The organism is Ciceribacter sp. RN22 (assembly GCF_024054295.1).
In the GTDB taxonomy this organism is placed as follows: domain Bacteria; phylum Pseudomonadota; class Alphaproteobacteria; order Rhizobiales; family Rhizobiaceae; genus Allorhizobium; species Allorhizobium lividum.
Genome location: NZ_JAMXLD010000002.1, coordinates 610,976 through 627,134 on the forward strand (window position 1 = coordinate 610,976; position 16,159 = coordinate 627,134).

At 64.0% G+C, this 16,159-nt stretch carries 13 protein-coding genes and 1 tRNA gene; 7 read left to right on the top strand and 7 right to left on the bottom strand.

Annotation, left to right across the window (positions count from 1 at the left end):
* Positions 1 to 4: 4 nt before the first annotated feature.
* Positions 5 to 4,693: a glutamate synthase large subunit gene (gene gltB / locus NHF53_RS17935; RefSeq protein ID WP_252835999.1), complete on the bottom strand. Its 4,689-nt coding sequence runs from the start codon at positions 4,691 to 4,693 to the stop codon at positions 5 to 7.
* 457 nt (positions 4,694 to 5,150) lie between these two features.
* Between gltB and NHF53_RS17940 the strand changes: the two genes are divergently transcribed.
* Positions 5,151 to 6,200: a low specificity L-threonine aldolase gene (locus NHF53_RS17940; RefSeq protein WP_252835436.1), complete on the top strand. Its 1,050-nt coding sequence runs from the start codon at positions 5,151 to 5,153 to the stop codon at positions 6,198 to 6,200.
* A gap of 81 nt (positions 6,201 to 6,281) precedes the next feature.
* Here the strand turns inward: NHF53_RS17940 and NHF53_RS17945 are convergent, their stop codons facing one another.
* Positions 6,282 to 6,749 carry an Hsp20 family protein gene (locus NHF53_RS17945; protein WP_114364250.1) on the bottom strand — a complete coding sequence of 156 codons (468 nt, stop codon included), beginning with the start codon at positions 6,747 to 6,749 and terminating at the stop codon, positions 6,282 to 6,284.
* Between the two features lie 393 nt (positions 6,750 to 7,142).
* On the opposite strand from NHF53_RS17945, the gene NHF53_RS17950 reads away from it, so the two are divergent.
* Positions 7,143 to 8,099, top strand: a complete 957-nt coding sequence (locus tag NHF53_RS17950; protein ID WP_252835437.1) for an alpha/beta fold hydrolase — start codon at positions 7,143 to 7,145, stop codon at positions 8,097 to 8,099.
* Positions 8,100 to 8,115: 16 nt separating this feature from the next.
* Here NHF53_RS17950 and hisN read toward each other — a convergent pair whose 3' ends face one another.
* Entirely contained in the window at positions 8,116 to 8,892 is a 777-nt protein-coding gene (gene hisN / locus NHF53_RS17955) for a histidinol-phosphatase (protein WP_114364251.1), read from the bottom strand.
* 258 nt (positions 8,893 to 9,150) lie between these two features.
* On the bottom strand, positions 9,151 to 10,035 hold the full coding sequence (locus NHF53_RS17960) for an N-formylglutamate amidohydrolase (protein ID WP_252835438.1): 885 nt from the start codon (positions 10,033 to 10,035) through the stop codon (positions 9,151 to 9,153).
* Positions 10,036 to 10,223: 188 nt separating this feature from the next.
* On the opposite strand from NHF53_RS17960, the gene cpdR1 reads away from it, so the two are divergent.
* Positions 10,224 to 10,586, top strand: a complete 363-nt coding sequence (gene cpdR1, locus NHF53_RS17965) for a response regulator CpdR1 (RefSeq protein ID WP_114364253.1) — start codon at positions 10,224 to 10,226, stop codon at positions 10,584 to 10,586.
* A gap of 83 nt (positions 10,587 to 10,669) precedes the next feature.
* A tRNA-Val gene (locus tag NHF53_RS17970) sits at positions 10,670 to 10,744 on the top strand.
* 97 nt (positions 10,745 to 10,841) lie between these two features.
* On the opposite strand, the gene NHF53_RS17975 is transcribed toward NHF53_RS17970, so the two are convergent.
* Complete coding sequence (locus NHF53_RS17975) at positions 10,842 to 11,729, bottom strand: LysR family transcriptional regulator (protein ID WP_252835439.1); 888 nt, start codon at positions 11,727 to 11,729, stop codon at positions 10,842 to 10,844.
* Positions 11,730 to 11,911: 182 nt separating this feature from the next.
* Between NHF53_RS17975 and NHF53_RS17980 the strand changes: the two genes are divergently transcribed.
* Together NHF53_RS17980 and NHF53_RS17985 are read left to right on the top strand one after the other, a co-directional pair.
* Positions 11,912 to 12,694, top strand: a complete 783-nt coding sequence (locus tag NHF53_RS17980) for an SDR family NAD(P)-dependent oxidoreductase (RefSeq protein WP_252835440.1) — start codon at positions 11,912 to 11,914, stop codon at positions 12,692 to 12,694.
* 41 nt (positions 12,695 to 12,735) lie between these two features.
* Complete coding sequence (locus NHF53_RS17985) at positions 12,736 to 13,629, top strand: NAD(P)-dependent oxidoreductase (RefSeq protein ID WP_252835441.1); 894 nt, start codon at positions 12,736 to 12,738, stop codon at positions 13,627 to 13,629.
* Positions 13,630 to 13,677: 48 nt separating this feature from the next.
* On the opposite strand, the gene NHF53_RS17990 is transcribed toward NHF53_RS17985, so the two are convergent.
* Positions 13,678 to 14,373, bottom strand: coding sequence for a fumarylacetoacetate hydrolase family protein (locus tag NHF53_RS17990; protein ID WP_252835442.1), 696 nt, complete (start codon positions 14,371 to 14,373; stop codon positions 13,678 to 13,680).
* A 310-nt stretch (positions 14,374 to 14,683) separates the two neighbouring features.
* Here NHF53_RS17990 and NHF53_RS17995 point away from each other — a divergent pair, with 310 nt between their 5' ends.
* A complete protein-coding gene (locus tag NHF53_RS17995; protein ID WP_114364257.1) occupies positions 14,684 to 15,151 on the top strand; it encodes a MarR family winged helix-turn-helix transcriptional regulator in 468 nt (155 codons plus the stop codon).
* A 16-nt stretch (positions 15,152 to 15,167) separates the two neighbouring features.
* Here NHF53_RS17995 and NHF53_RS18000 read toward each other — a convergent pair whose 3' ends face one another.
* Positions 15,168 to 16,151: a zinc-dependent alcohol dehydrogenase family protein gene (locus NHF53_RS18000; protein ID WP_252835443.1), complete on the bottom strand. Its 984-nt coding sequence runs from the start codon at positions 16,149 to 16,151 to the stop codon at positions 15,168 to 15,170.
* Between the last annotated feature and the right edge of the window lie 8 nt (positions 16,152 to 16,159).

Consider the following 16,159-nt stretch of genomic DNA (forward strand, 5'->3'; position numbering starts at 1 on the left):
GCGCTCATTCGGCGGCGACCCCCATGTGCATCCGCTCCATCTCTTCCAGTGCACGTCGGTACTCGACCGGCATCACCTTGCGGAATTTCGGACGGAACTCGGCCCAGCGGTCGAGAATATCCTTTGCCCGCGCCGACCCCGTGTAGTGCAGGTGGTTGGAGATCAGCTGGTAGAGACGCTCCTCGTCATGGCGGGTCATGTCGCCCGAGACGTCGACGCGGCCCTTGTGCATGAGGTCTCCACCGTGGTGGTGCAGCTTCTCCAGCATGTCGTCCTCTTCCGGCACCGGCTCCAGCTCGACCATCGCCATGTTGCAGCGCGACGCGAAGTCGCCCTCCTCGTCGAGAACGTAGGCGACGCCGCCGGACATGCCGGCCGCGAAGTTGCGGCCCGTCTGCCCGAGCACGACGACGACGCCACCGGTCATGTACTCGCAGCCGTGGTCACCCACGCCTTCGACGACGGCCACCGCACCGGAGTTACGCACGGCGAAGCGTTCGCCGGCCACACCGCGGAAGTAGCACTCGCCTTCGATGGCGCCGTAAAGAACAGTGTTGCCGACGATGATCGAGTTCTCGGCGACGATGCGGGCGTTCTCCGGCGGACGGACGATGATGCGTCCACCCGAGAGGCCCTTGCCGACATAGTCGTTGCCGTCGCCGACGAGATCGAAGGTGACGCCGCGGGCGAGGAAGGCGCCGAACGACTGGCCTGCCGTGCCACGCAAGGTGACGTGGATGGTGTCGTCCTTGAGGCCCTTGTAGCCGTGACGCTTGGCGAGTTCGCCCGAAAGCATGGCGCCGGCCGAACGGTCGACGTTCTTGATGTCGACGTCGAAGACCACCGGCTGCTTGCTTTCGAGAGCCGGCATCGCCTTCTCGATCAGCTTGCGGTCAAGCACGTCGTCGATCGGGTGCTTCTGCCGCTCGGTCCAGTAGGTCGCTTCCTTCGGCGCTTCCACCTTGTGGAAGATCTTCGTGAAGTCGAGCCCCTTGGCCTTCCAGTGGGCGAGCATCTCTTCCTTCTCGAGGTATTCCGAGGCGCCGATGATCTCGTCGAGCTTGCGCACGCCGAGCGAGGCGAGGATTTCGCGAACCTCTTCGGCCACGAAGAAGAAGTAGTTGACGACGTGTTCCGGCGTACCCTTGAAGCGCTTACGGAGAACCGGATCCTGGGTCGCGACGCCGACCGGACAGGTGTTCAGATGGCACTTGCGCATCATCACGCAGCCCGCCGCGATCAGCGGAGCGGTGGCGAAGCCGAACTCGTCGGCGCCGAGCATCGCCCCGATGATGACGTCACGGCCGGTCTTCAGACCGCCATCGACCTGCAGGGCGACGCGCGAGCGAAGCCCGTTGAGCACCAGCGTCTGCTGGGTCTCGGCAAGGCCGATCTCCCAGGGACTGCCGGCATGCTTCAGCGAGGTGAGCGGTGACGCCCCGGTCCCGCCGTCGAAGCCGGAGATGGTGATGTGGTCGGCACGCGCCTTGGCGACACCGGCGGCAACCGTGCCGACGCCCACTTCCGAGACCAGCTTCACCGAGATGTCGGCGACCGGGTTGACGTTCTTCAGGTCGAAGATCAGCTGCGCGAGATCCTCGATCGAGTAGATGTCATGGTGCGGCGGCGGCGAGATGAGGCCGACGCCCGGGGTCGAATGGCGGGTCTTGGCGATCGTCGCATCGACCTTGTGACCGGGCAGCTGGCCGCCTTCGCCGGGCTTCGCACCCTGCGCGACCTTGATCTGCAGCACGTCGGCATTGACGAGGTATTCGGTCGTGACGCCGAAGCGGCCGGACGCGACCTGCTTGATCGCCGAACGTTCGGGATTGGCCGACCCGTCGAGCAGCGGCATGTAGCGGTCGGCTTCCTCGCCGCCCTCACCGGTGTTCGACTTGCCGCCGATCTTGTTCATCGCGATCGCGAGCGTCGTATGCGCCTCGCGGCTGATCGAGCCGAAGGACATCGCACCCGTCGAGAAGCGCTTGACGATCTCGACGGCCGGTTCGACTTCCTCGAGCGCTACCGGCTTGCGGCCGAGCTCGTTCGCCGACTTGATGGTGAACAGCCCGCGGATCGAGTTCAGCCTGAGCGAGGTGTCGTTCACCATCTGGGCAAACTCGCGGTAGCGGTCGCGCGAATTGCCGCGCACCGCATGCTGGAGAGCAGCAATCGAATCCGGGCTCCAGGCGTGGTTTTCACCGCGCATGCGGAAGGCGTACTCGCCGCCGATGTCGAGCGTGTTGGCAAGAACCGGGTCCTTGCCGAAGGCGGCGTGGTGACGGTTAACGGTCTCCTCGGCGATTTCCTTGAGCCCGATGCCTTCGATGGTCGTGGCGGTGCCGAAGAAGTACTGGTTGACCAGCTCCGACGACAGGCCGACGGCATCGAAGATCTGCGCGCCGCAATAGGACTGGTAGGTCGAGATGCCCATTTTGGACATGACCTTGAGAATGCCCTTACCGACCGCCTTGATGTAGCGGTAGACGACTTCGTTGGCGTCGACTTCCTTCGGGAACTCGCCGTGCTTGTGCATGTCGGTGAGCGTATCGAAGGCGAGATAAGGATTGATCGCCTCGGCACCGTAGCCAGCAAGACAGCAGAAGTGATGCACTTCGCGCGGCTCGCCGGACTCGACGACGATGCCGACCGAGGTCCGGAGCCCCTTGCGGATCAGGTGGTGGTGCACGGCCGCGGTGGCGAGCAGCGCGGGAATAGCGATCCGGTCCGGCCCGATCTGGCGGTCGGAGAGAACGATGATGTTGTAACCGCCGCGAACGGCAGCCTCCGCCCGCTCGCAGAGGCGGTCGAGCATTTCCGGCATGCCTTCGGCGCCGCGCTCGGCGTCATAGGTGAAGTCCAGCGTCTTGGTGTCGAACCGGTCCTCGGTGTGGCCGATCGAGCGGATCTTCTCGAGGTCACCGTTGGTGAGGATCGGCTGGCGCACTTCGAGCCGCTTCGCCCGTGCCGCGCCTTCGTGGTCGAGCAGGTTCGGCCGCGGTCCGATGAAGGAGACGAGGCTCATGACCAACTCTTCGCGGATCGGATCGATCGGCGGGTTGGTGACCTGCGCGAAGTTCTGCTTGAAATAGGTGTAGAGCAGCTTCGACTTCTGCGACATCGCCGAGATCGGCGTGTCCGTGCCCATCGAGCCGATCGCTTCCTGGCCGGTGGTGGCCATCGGCGACATCAGGAGCTTGGTGTCCTCGACCGTGTAGCCGAAGGCCTGCTGGCGGTCGAGCAGCGATACGTCGCGACGCAGCGCCCGCGGTTCGACCGGCTTCAGGTCTTCGAGGATCAGCTGCGTGCGGTCGAGCCACTCGCGATAGGGATGGGTCTTGGCGAGCTCGGACTTCACCTCCTCGTCGGAGATGATGCGGCCCTTCTCCATGTCGATGAGCAGCATCTTGCCCGGCTGCAGGCGCCACTTCTTGACGATCCGCTCCTCCGGAACCGGCAGCGTGCCCGCTTCCGAGGCCATGATGACCCGGTCGTCGCTGGTGACGATGTAGCGGGCCGGACGCAGGCCGTTGCGGTCGAGCGTCGCGCCGATTTGCTTGCCGTCCGTGAAGGCGACCGCCGCCGGGCCGTCCCACGGCTCCATCAGCGCCGCATGGTACTCGTAGAAGGCCTTCCGTTCGGCCGACATCAACTGGTTGCCGGCCCAGGCTTCCGGGATCAGCATCATCACCGCCTGCGCCATCGGGTAGCCGCCGCGCATCAGGAATTCGAGCGCGTTGTCGAAGCAGGCGGTGTCCGACTGCCCCTCGTAGGAGATCGGCCAGAGCTTGGAAATGTCGGCGCCGAAGAGCGGCGACGAGACGGAGGCCTGACGTGCCGCCATCCAGTTGACGTTGCCGCGCAGCGTGTTGATCTCGCCGTTGTGGGCGACCATGCGATACGGGTGCGCGAGTTTCCACGACGGGAAGGTGTTGGTCGAGAAGCGCTGGTGGACGAGCGCCACGGCCGAGACGAAACGCGGATCGCGCAGGTCCTGGTAATAGGCGCCGACCTGGTAGGCGAGGAACATGCCCTTGTAGACGATGGTCGAGGACGACAGCGAAACCGGGTAGAAGCCGGTCTCGTGGCCGCCGTACTGGTCGTAGATGCGGTTGGAGATGACCTTGCGCAGCAGGAACAGCCGGCGTTCGAACGTTTCCTGGGTCGCGGCGTCCCGGCCGGCCCCGATGAAGACCTGGATGTGACGCGGCTCGGTCGCGGCGATATCCGGCGCCTTCGAGAGCGACGAATTGTCGACCGGAACGTCGCGATAGCCGAGCAGGTGCTGCCCCTCGTCCTGGCAGACCTCGGCGATGACCTCCTTGAAATGGGCGATCTGCTCTTCGTCCTGCGGGAAGAAGAAATGTCCGACGGCGTACTCGCCCGCCTTCGGCAGGGTGACGCCCTGCTTGGCCATTTCCTCGCGGAAGAAGCGGTCCGGGATCTGAACGAGAATGCCGGCACCGTCGCCCATCAGCGGATCGGCACCGACGGCGCCGCGATGGGTCATGTTCTCGAGGATGAACAGGCCGTCCTTGATGATCTGGTGCGACTTCTCGCCCTTCATGTGGGCGATGAAGCCGACGCCGCAGGCATCATGCTCGTTGGACGGATCATAGAGCCCCTGTTTGGCGGGAAGGCCGGCACGCTTGGTCGCGGCACGCGTCTCGTCCGCGCACGCATGAGCCATCATCGATCCTTCAGACGGAGCCATCTTCGTCATCGCCTTCCCTCCTGTTGTATCGCGCGCGCCTGCCCGGCAACCCGGAACCGGCCCGCGCGACAAGTCCGCCTGCATGGCAAGCGGCCAATCTATCGCAAATCTAGTCCGAGGTCATGACAGACACATGGTGTCGCGTCCGCCAAAAGCCTCAAATTAGGTCAACTCATCTGACCTAATTCCTGCGCCTCTATGCCAGAAACCCCGCCGTACTTCAAGAGTGAACCGGAAAATTCCGGCAGGAGACGGACCGATGATTGCCGGATCGACACTTGCGAGGAAATTTTCTTTCTTTGCATCGATGGATCGGTTGCGTTTCTTGCAACCCACCATCCTTGCGATCGGTCCGACTTTGAGACCATTGATCGCGGCCGGGAAATCCCTAATCTCCGGCAGTGAACCACTCCTTCATCCAACCACAGGACGATCCATGTTCTTCGCCTCCGACAACTGGGCCGGTGCCCACCCGCTGATTGCCGAAAGTCTCGTGAAGGAGGCGTCGGGTGCTGCGGCTGCCTATGGCACCAGCGAGCTCGACAGGCAGATCGAGGAACGTTTCAATCAGATCTTTCAGCGCGAGGTGGCGGTCTTCTTCGTCGGCACCGGCACGGCGGCGAACTCGCTGGCGCTTGCGAGCGTCGCCCGCCCCGGCGGCGTGACCTTCTGCCATTCCGAGGCGCATGTGACGGCGGACGAATGCGGGGCACCGGAATTCCTGACCGGCGGCTGCCGACTCGTGCCCGTCGAGGGACCGGGCGGCAAGCTCGATCCGGCAGCCCTCGCCGCCGCGATCGACCGCTATCCGCCGGGCGCGGTGCACCAGGGCCGCCCGATGGCCATCACCCTGACCCAGGCGACCGAGAGCGGCACCGTCTACTCGCTCGCGGAAATCGAGGCGATCGGCGAGGTCGCGCGCACCAACAGCCTGCCGCTGCACATGGACGGCGCCCGCTTCGCCAATGCGCTCGTGGCGCTCGATGCGACCCCCGCCGACATGACGTGGAAGCGCGGCGTCGACATTCTCTCCTTCGGCGGCACCAAGAATGGCTGCTGGTGCGCGGAGGCCGTCGTCTTCATGAAGCCGGAAATGGCCCTGGACATGCCGTTCATCCGCAAGCGCTCGGCACAGCTCTTCTCGAAGACGCGGTTCATCGCCGCGCAGCTCGAAGCCTATTTCGAGGGTGGGCTGTGGCTCGAACTCGCCCGCCACGCCAACGCCATGGCGACGAGGCTCCGGACCGGCATCGCCGCGTCGAACCGCGGGCGGCTGGCCTGGGGCACCGAAACCAACGAAGTCTTCGCGGTTCTTTCGAAGGATGCGGCCGCGCTCGCTGAACACCACGGCGCCCGCTTCTATGACTGGCCGGTGCCGCAGGAACTGCCGAACCTGCTCGGCGAGAGCGACAAGCTGATCCGGCTGGTGACGAGCTTCGCCACGACCGAAGACGAGGTCGATCGCTTCGTCGAAGCACTGGGCTGAGCCGCGGCTTTCGGCAGACACCGGATATGAAAAAGGCGGCTTCCTCGCGAAAGCCGCCTTTCTTACAAGAATATCGCAGACTTAGTTGACGTGGGCCTCGATCGACTTCGGCGCGTTCACGGCTTCCGCCGCGATCGCGATCTTGCGCGGCTTCATGGCTTCCGGAATGTTGCGCAGAAGGTCGATGTGCAGCAGGCCGTTCTTCAGGGAAGCGCTCGTCACTTCCACGTGGTCGGCAAGCTGGAAGCGGCGCTCGAAGGCGCGCTTGGCAATGCCGCGATAGAGATATTCGGTCTGCTGGGTCTTTTCGTCTTCGGACTTCTCGCCCTTGACCGTCAGGACATGGGCGTGGGCTTCGATCGTCAGCTCGGTTTCGTCGAAACCGGCGACGGCCATGGTGATCCGGTAGGTGTTCTCGCCCGTGCGCTCGATATTGTAGGGCGGATAGGCCTGGGCCTGCTCGGGCTGGCCGAGGCCGTCGAGCATGGTGAACAGCCGGTCGAAACCGACGGTGGAACGATAGAGCGGGGAAAAATCAACGTGACGCATGATGTCCTCCTGGTGAAGCGACGGATTGCGATAACCGGTTCCAGTGCCCCTTTCAGGCGGCGCCGAAACCACTCGACGGCCCCTTCTGGCGGCCGCATCAACAACATGGGAAGACGGTCCGGCGAATTCAAGGGAGGCCGCAGGACCGGATGAACGCCCGATGAACGGCCGGTTCAAACCTCGTTCAGTGGCCACTCACTAGAACGAAATCATCGGGGTCACCCCCGACGGCCGAAGCATTCGTCCCTTCGTCTTCGGTCCAGATTGGCCGGAACCGCCAACCTCTTCCCGTGCGCGGCGGTTCCGGCTTTTTTCTTTGACCTCTCCCGGGCTTCATCCTATCCCGATTATGTTCGGGCAATCCCGCTCGGGGGCATGATTCGGGGCGGCGGCATGGAAGTTGTCCTTCACGAGACACCCGGAAATCCGGTTCCGGAAAATCACATCGCCGGCTTTTTCCAGGGCCATCGCAGCGCAAAACTGCGCTACGCCATATTCCGGGCACCCCAGCCGGTCGCCAAGGGCACCGTCGTGCTGCTGCACGGACGCAACGAGTCGATCGAGAAATACTACGAGACGATCAACGACCTGACCGCCCGCGGGCTCTGGGTCGCGACCTTCGATTTTCGCGGACAGGGCGGCTCGCAACGATTGCTCAAGAACCCGCGCCTCGGACACGTCACACGGTTTTCCGACTACGTGCGTGATCTCGAACTCTTCCTCGAGCACATCGTGCTTCCGGATACCCGCCTTCCATTCTTCCTCGTCGCCCATTCGACCGGCGGGCTGATCGCGCTTTCCGCGGCACCGAGGCTTGCAAACCGCATCGACCGGATGGTGCTGTTGTCCCCCTTCGTCGGCCTCGGCGGCCAGAAGCTCTCCGCCGGCAAGATCTATCTCTTGTCGGCGCTCTTGCGCTGGACCGGACTCGGCCGGCTGCGGCTGACCTCCGACTCACCGCTCGCCCCCTTCGAAGGCAATCCGCTCACCTCGGACCCTGAACGCTACAGCCGCAACCAGGACATCCTGCGCGCCCATCCGGAACTCGCCCTCGGGCCGCCGACGGCACGCTGGCTCTACGAGGCGCAGAGCGCGATGCGGAAGGTCTCGAATCCCGCCCATCTCGCCTCGATCATGGTGCCGACGGTGATGATTTCTCCGGGCAACGACGTGCTTGTGCCCTTTGCCGACCAGGAGCGGCTGTCCCACTATTTCCGCGCGGCCCAGCTGGTGCCCGTACCCGGAGGCCGGCACGAACTCCTGCAGGAGCGTGACCGCTACCGCGCCCAGGCGCTGGCGGCGATCGAGGCCTTCATTCCCGGCAGCGATGACGGTCCGGCCGTTCCCTGAGGTCCGGCCGGAGGCTTCATTTGCCGGAAAGGATGGCGAGCGCCTGCGCGTGCAGCGCCTCGCTGCCGGCGGCGACGATCGCCCCGCCCGCTTCCGGACGTTCGCCGGTCCAGGTGGTGATCTTTCCGCCAGCCTGCTCGATGATCGGGATGAGGGCTCCGACGTCATAGGGCTTCAGCACCGTCTCGATGACGAGGTCGACGTGGCCGGCGGCGAGAAGCACATAGGCGTAGCAGTCGATGCCGTAGCGGAACAGCCGGACTTTCTCCTGTACGGCCTCGAAGCGCTTGGCTTCCACTCCCTTGAAGAGATGCGGGGACGTGGTGAAGAGGATCGCATCCTCGAGACGGTCGCACTCGCGGGTATTGATCCGCTGCTCGCCGTCCGGCCCGCTGTACCAGGCATGCTCGCCGTCGGCGAAGTAGCGTTCGCCGGTAAAGGGCTGGTCCATCATGCCCATGACGGCCCGCCCCTTCTCCTGGAAGCCGATCAGCGTACCCCAGACCGGCACGCCGGAAATGAAGGCGCGCGTTCCGTCGATCGGATCGATGACCCAGACCTGGTCGCGGTCGACGCCGACATTGTCGTGCTCTTCGCCCAGAATGCCGTGCTCAGGATATTCCGACGCGATGATGGCGCGGATCGCCGCTTCCGCGGCGCGGTCGCCTTCCGTTACCGGGTCGAAGCCGAGCGCCTCCTTGTTCACCACGTTGAGGGGCGAGCGGAAGCGCGGCAGGGTTTCCGCTCTGGCGGCCTCGGCGAGGCGGTCGAAGAAAGCGCGGTCGGGACGCATGGGGATTTTCCGTTTCTGGGACGTAACTGACGGACTGTCTTATCCGACCTGTCCCATTTTGCAATGTGCGAGCAAGGCCCAAGGGATGCCTAAAAATTCGCCATGCACAAAAACATGCCAAAATCCACTTGACTCTTGTGCGGCGCAATATTAGCGTGAGCCTACGGTCTTCGGGCCGTAAATACCCTCCTTGGGTGTTTCCTCCCTAGATTTAGCCGCGCCCATGGCGCGGTTTTTTTTTGGTTTTTTCTATCGGGGTTATTCGGCCGCGAGCGCGCTGTCGCCCGTGTAGCCGGCGACGAATTCCGCCATCCCTTCCATGAAGACGGAGAGCGACCCGGCGAGCGCGGCGAAGTCCGGCCGCTTGGCAAGGCTGACCTCGTCGACGTAGAGCGCCCGGTTCACCTCGATCTGAAGGGCGTGCAGCCCCTTCACCGGGCGGCCGTAATGCTCGGTGATAAAGCCACCGGCATAGGGCTTGTTGCGCACTGCAGTGAAGCCGAGATCCTCGAGGAGCGCGATCGCGGCATTGGAGAGGTCCGCCGAGGCGCTGGTGCCGTACCTGTCGCCGACGATGAAGTCCGGACGGATGCCGGTGCCGGCGACCCGGATGTTGCCCGGCATGGAATGGCAGTCGATCAGCACGCCGAAGCCGAAGCGCGCATGGGTGCGGGCGATCAGCCTGCGCAGGCAGGCGTGATACGGCTTGTAGATCGTCTCAATCCGCGAGAGCGCTTCAGCGACCGGAAAGCGCCGCTGATAGATCTCGACGTTTTCGGCGACGATGCGAGGAATGGTTCCGAGCCCGCCTGAGACGCGAATGGAATTGCTGTTGGCATAGGGCGGAACGGCGTCGACGAACATGCGCGGGTCGAGTTCGTAGGGCTCGCGATTGACGTCGACATAGGCGCGCGGAAAGTGGGCGAGCAGCAGGGGCGCACCGAGATCGGGGGCGGCGGCGAACAGCTCGTCGACGAAGTGGTCCTCGGAGCGGCGGATGCCGAGCGCATCGAGCCGCGAGCTTTCGAGAAAGGCCCGGCTGTAGCGGCGGCCGCTGTGGGGCGAATTGTAGACGAAGGGGATTGTTTGCGTCTCGGGCTCGCACACCTCGAACAGCTCCGGATCCCAGTACGTCTCGTCCATCGCGCCCCTTCTTTACCAAATCAACAACTTGCAACAATGAGCATGTTGCCAGCTGGCCCTGGTGAAGTCCATAGTATAGCAAGCGGCAGGACGGCCCGAACGCGCGAGTTCACCGGATGTTTACCCCGGTGGCGTTAGCGTGAACGGCCGGAATCCATCCTTCTATCAGTACGAGTAGCGGTCCATACATGACTCAGAAAATTCTCCTCGCCGAAGACGACAACGACATGCGCCGGTTCCTGGTCAAGGCGCTGGAAAAGGCAGGCTACAAGGTTGCCTCCTACGACAACGGTGCCAGCGCCTACGATCATCTTCGCGAGGAGCCGTTCTCCCTGCTGCTGACCGACATCGTCATGCCCGAGATGGACGGCATCGAACTGGCGCGCCGCGCGACCGAGCTCGACCCCGACCTCAAGGTGATGTTCATCACCGGTTTCGCCGCCGTCGCGCTGAATGCCGATTCGAAGGCCCCGAAGGACGCGAAGGTGCTCTCCAAGCCCTTCCACCTGCGTGATCTCGTCAACGAGGTCAACAAACTCCTTGCGGCGTAAGGGGTTTGAAAAAACTCGTCACAAAACCGAAAAAACCCTATTGACGGGACAGAGGGTTTTGTGGTCTTAAGCCGCCATCGGATGGGCGTGTAGCTCAGCGGGAGAGCACTACGTTGACATCGTAGGGGTCACAAGTTCGATCCTTGTCACGCCCACCATCCCTATTCAGATCAAGGGCTTGCCGAAATACCGGCGAGCCCTTTTTCGTTTCTCCGAGTACCGCGGAAGCGGCGCGAATCACTCGTTCTCGCTACCTCACTCCACCTCCGGAAGCAGCTCCAGAAACTTGAGTGGGGCGGCACCGCCGGCACCGTCGCAGGACTTCGCCGGCGAGGCGACGACCAGTTCCCAGCAAATTTCCGCATCCGCGATCTCCGCGACATGGATATCCCCCTGCCATGCGGCGGCGACGGTCTCCGGCACCAGCGCAATGCCGAGCCCGTGGCCGACGAGTTCCATGAGGCTGTCGAGGTCGCTGACCTCGAAGGCAGTGCGCCGTTCGAGCCGGCGGGCGGAGAATGCGTCGTCGATCAGGCGCCGCGTGCCGCGGTCGGCCTCGAAATCGACGAAGGCGTGGCCGGCGATGTCGGTGAGCTCGATCGAGTTCAGCCGGGCGAGCGGATGGCCGGGCGCACAGACGACCACAAGATCCTCGCAAGCGATCATGCGGGTGACGATGTCGGGCGGCGTATCGACAACCGGCAGGAAGGCGAGATCGATGAGACCATTCCTCAGCTTGTCGATCAGGTGCGCCAGTCCGCCCTGGCAGAGCCTGACCTCGACCTCCGGGTGACGCTGATGAAACTCGGCGAGCAGCGCGGGCAGGTCGAGGAACGGCGACAGCCCCTGAACGGTGCCGATGCCGATCTTGCCACGGCGCGCATCCTGCACCGCTTTCACACTGTCGCGCGCCTCCTGCGCGGCATCGAGCACGATCTGCGCCTTTTCCAGGAGCGTGCGCCCCGCCGGCGTCAGCCGGACCTGGCGGGTGCTGCGGACGAAGAGCTTGGCATCGAGTTCGTCTTCAAGTGCCTTGATCGCACTCGACAGCGCCGATTGCACGATGTTGAGCTGACGCGCCGCCACCGTGAAATGCTCGACCTTCGCCGCCGTGACGAAATAGTGCAACTGCCGAAGTTCCATGGCGACGTCCTTGATTATGCAATTCTGGAGAATAATCGCATCTATATCTTCTATTGGACGGATCAAACAGGAATCTGCATGGTCGCGCTGATCCGTTCGCCGAGCCCCCCTCGGCGAGCGGCATCGACAACTGCGGGCGGGACGGAGGCTTTCCGTCCTGCCTGGCACCGGAGGCAAACACCATGACCGCGCCCACCCTCGTCATTCCCGATCTCGCCGGCAAGGCCGTCCTCATCACCGGGGCATCGACCGGCATCGGCGCTGCGCTCGCCCGGGCCTTTGCGGAACAGGGCGCCATGGTCGGGCTCCACTACCATGCGAGCATCGACGCGGCCGAACGGCTTGGCGAGGAGATCGCCGCGTCCGGTGGCAAGGTGACGCTGCTGCAGGCCGACGCAACCCATTCAGGCGAGATGGCCCGCATCGTCAATGAGGCCACCGAGGCCTTCGGGCGGCTGGACGGTCTCGTCAACAATGCCGGCGGCATGGTCGCGCGCCTCAGCTACGAGGCGATGACCGACGCCCATTACGACGCGGTGATGGACCTCAACGCCCGCTCCGTGCTCGCCGCCTCTGCGGCCGCCATTCCGCACCTGAAGAAGCAGGGCGGCGGCTTCATCATCAACACGACCTCGATTGCGGCCCGCAACGGCGCGAGCGGCGGCGCCGGCATCTACGGCTCAGCCAAGGCCTTCGTCGCCAACGTCACCCGTGGCATGGCAAAGGAACTGATCGCCTACGACATCCGCGTGAATGCCGTGGCGCCGGGCGTCATCCTCACGCCATTCCACGAGCGCTACTCGACCGCGCAGCAACTGGAAGCCCAGCTCGCCACCGTCCCGCAGAAGCGCTTCGGCACGCCGGAAGACTGCGTCGGCGCCTACCTGTTCCTCGCCTCGAAGACCCTGTCCGGCTACATGATCGGCCAGACGCTCGAGGTGAACGGCGGACAACTGATGCCCTGACGGGCCCCTCATATCTCGAACTCATTCCGGGAGGAAAACCCATGACGAAACGCATCGTCTTCACCGGCGGCAGCGGCAAGGCCGGCCGACACGTCGTCCCCTATCTCATCGACAAGGGCCACGAGGTGCTGAACCTCGACCTGGTGCCGCTCGACCATCCGGGCGTCAACACCCTCATCACCGACGTCAACGACGGCAGCCAGGTGTTCAACGCGCTCTCCATGCATTTCGGCTTCGAAGGCCTTGAGACCGGCAACGGGCCGGCGCCCGTCGATGCGGTGGTACACTTCGCAGCAGTACCGCGCATTCTGATGCGACCCGACAACACGACGTTCCTGGTCAACGTCGCCTCCACCTACAACGTCATCGAGGCGGCGGTGAAACTCGGCATCCGCAAGATCATCATCGCCTCCAGCGAAACCACCTACGGGGTCTGCTTCGCCGAGGGCGACAAGGATTTCCACCAGTTTCCGCTCGAGGAAGACTACGACGTCGATCCGATGGACAGCTACGGCCTCTCCAAGGTGGTCAACGAGAAGACCGCCCGCGCCTTCGCGATGCGTTCCGGCGCCGACATCTACGCGCTGCGCATCGGCAACGTCATCGAGCCGCACGAATACGACCGGTTCCCGGCCTTCATCGCCGATCCGCCGTCGCGCAAGCGCAATGCCTGGAGCTATATCGACGCCCGCGACCTCGGCCAGATCGTGCATCTGTGCGTGGAAAAGGACGGGCTCGGCTACCAGGTCTTCAACGCCGTCAACGACACGATCACCGCAAACGAGCCGACCGCCGAGTTCCTGAAGCGCTGGGCGCCCGGCACGCCCCACACCCGCAAGATCGAGGGCTTCGAAGCGCCGATCTCCAATTGCAAGATCCGCGAGGTGCTCGGTTTCAGGGAAGAACACGACTGGCGGAAATACGTCTCCGCCTGACGATGTCGCCGGCCGGTCCCGCCACCATGAGCGGAACCGGCCGTTGCATTACTCGGCCGGTCCGATCGACAGTTCGATTGGTTCGAGCCCGTCGATGCCGCCGGTGATCCTCTCGCCGGCGACCACCGGACCGACTCCCGCGGGCGTACCCGTATAGAGGAGATCTCCCTGCCTGAGGTGGTAGTACCGCGACAGGTGGCTGATCAGCTCCGGAACGGACCAGGCGAGTTCCGAAAGCCGCCCGTCCTGGCGCAGCTCCTCGCCGACCTTCAACCAAATGCGCTGGTCGCCGATGCCGGCAAACGTCGCCGCCTTGGAGATCCTTCCGATCACCGCCGAATTCTCGAAGGCCTTGCCGAGGTCCCACGGCCGCTGCTTGACGCGGGCTGCCTGCTGCAGGTCGCGCCGGGTCATGTCGAGGCCGCAAGCAAAGCCATAGACCGCCTTCGCCGCCTCTTCTGTGCCCGCCTTGAACAGCGGCGCGCCGATCGCGACCACCAGTTCCATCTCGTGGTGCAGGTTGCTCGTTCCCGGCGGATAGGGAATTTCAGCGCCGGAAAGCACGATCGCGCTCGCCGGCTTGGTGAAGTAGAACGGCTCCTCCCGGTCGACCTCGGCGCCCATCTCGGCAGCGTGCGCCGCATAATTGCGGCCGACACAGAAAATCCGGTGGACGGGGTAACCGGCCTCCTCCCCCTCGACCGGCACGAGCGGCGATGCCGGGATCTCGAACAATGCCTTCATCTGTCTTCGCTTGCTCCTCGAACATGGATCCGCCACCGGCGGATGCGCATAGAGGTATGCACCAGCGACGCCTCCGGCGCAAAAGCAAACTCGAATGGAGACAAAGGCAGGCCGCAGCGTGATACGTTCAGCGATCAAAAGGGGCATAATGTACGCGAAAATATACCTTAGATTGTGCCGAAACTGATAAACGTCAAGTCTTGCGAAAGGGCGCACACGTCCTATCGTCAACTCTCACGGGCAGGTCTTTTTTGTTCTCCCAAATGACGGTAGACGAAAGGAATCGAACTGTGGGGGGCACAATTTCGAGATGCTTGAAATCTATGAAATGCCGGGGCACCTGATTCGACGCTTGAATCAGGTTACTGTATCGTTGTTTGTCGAAGAAACGTCCAAGGAAGGCTTTGATCTGACGCCGGTGCAATATGCCGCGCTGATCGCCATCAACTCCATGCCGGGCCTCGACCAGGCGTCTGTCGCAAGCCACATCGCCTATGATCGGGTGACAATCGGCGGCGTGATCGACCGCCTGGTGCAGAAAGAGCTGGTTCGTCGCGAAACGAATCCGAACGACCGGCGCGCGCGCAGGCTCTATCTGACGGAAGGCGGAACGGAAACGTTACAGAAGATCCGACCGATCGTCTGGCGGCTTCAGGAGGAACTGCTGGCAGGTCTCGAACATGCCGAACGCGAGCAGTTCGTCTCTCTGCTGCGCAAGGTGGCCGAACATGCGAACGAAAAGAGTCGCGCGCCGCTGCGAGTGGACTGGCAGCAATAGACCCGCAGCCTCGGATCTACGGCACGAGAACGGCCGCGCCCTGGAACCGCCCGGCGCGGAGGTCGTCGAGCGCCTCGTTGGCGCGCTCGAGAGGATAGACCGTCGTCGTCGTCCTCACGCCCGCCCGCGGCGCCAGGTCGAGGAACTCGACGGCATCCCGGCGCGTGAGATTGGCGACCGAAAGGATCTGCCGCTCGCCCCAGAGGATCTCGTAGGGAAACTGCGGGATGTCGCTCATGTGGATACCGCCGCAGACCACCCGTCCACCCTTAGCGACCGCCCTGAGCGCAGCCGGCACCAGGTCGCCGACCGGAGCAAAGATGATCGCAGCGTCGAGAGGACAGGGCGGAGCCTCGTCCGACCCGCCGGCCCAGACGGCGCCGAGCGACAGCGCCATCTGTTGGGCGGGTGTGTCGCCGCTGCGCGTGAACGCATAGACCTCGCGCCCCTGATAGCGGCAGACCTGCGCAATGATGTGGGCGGCGGCGCCGAAGCCGTAGATGCCAATGCGCCTTCCTTCCCCCGCCATCTTCAGCGAGCGCCAGCCGATCAGGCCGGCGCACATCAGCGGTGCGGCGGCCACCGGATCGTCGAAGCCGGCGAGCGGAAAGCAGTAATCCGCGTCCGCCCTGATCTCGGTCGCAAAGCCTCCGTCGCGGGTGTAGCCAGTGAAGCCGGGATCGTCGCAGAGGTTCTCGCGCCCATCCCTGCAATAGGAACAGCAGCCGCAGGTGTGCCCGAGCCAGGGAATGCCGATCCGCATGCCGACCGAGAGGTTCCGGACGCCCGGGCCGACCTTCGAGACGATGCCGACCACCTCGTGGCCCGGAACCAGGGGAAGTTTCGGCCGGGTAAGATCGCCGTCGACGACGTGCAAATCCGTCCGGCACACGGCGCATGCCTCAACGCTTGCGACGATCTCGCCCTCGCCGGGTTCGAGATCCGGCCGCTCTTCGAGCCGCAGCCGCTCACCCGGCGCATGAAGCACCATCGCTCTCATCTGCCACT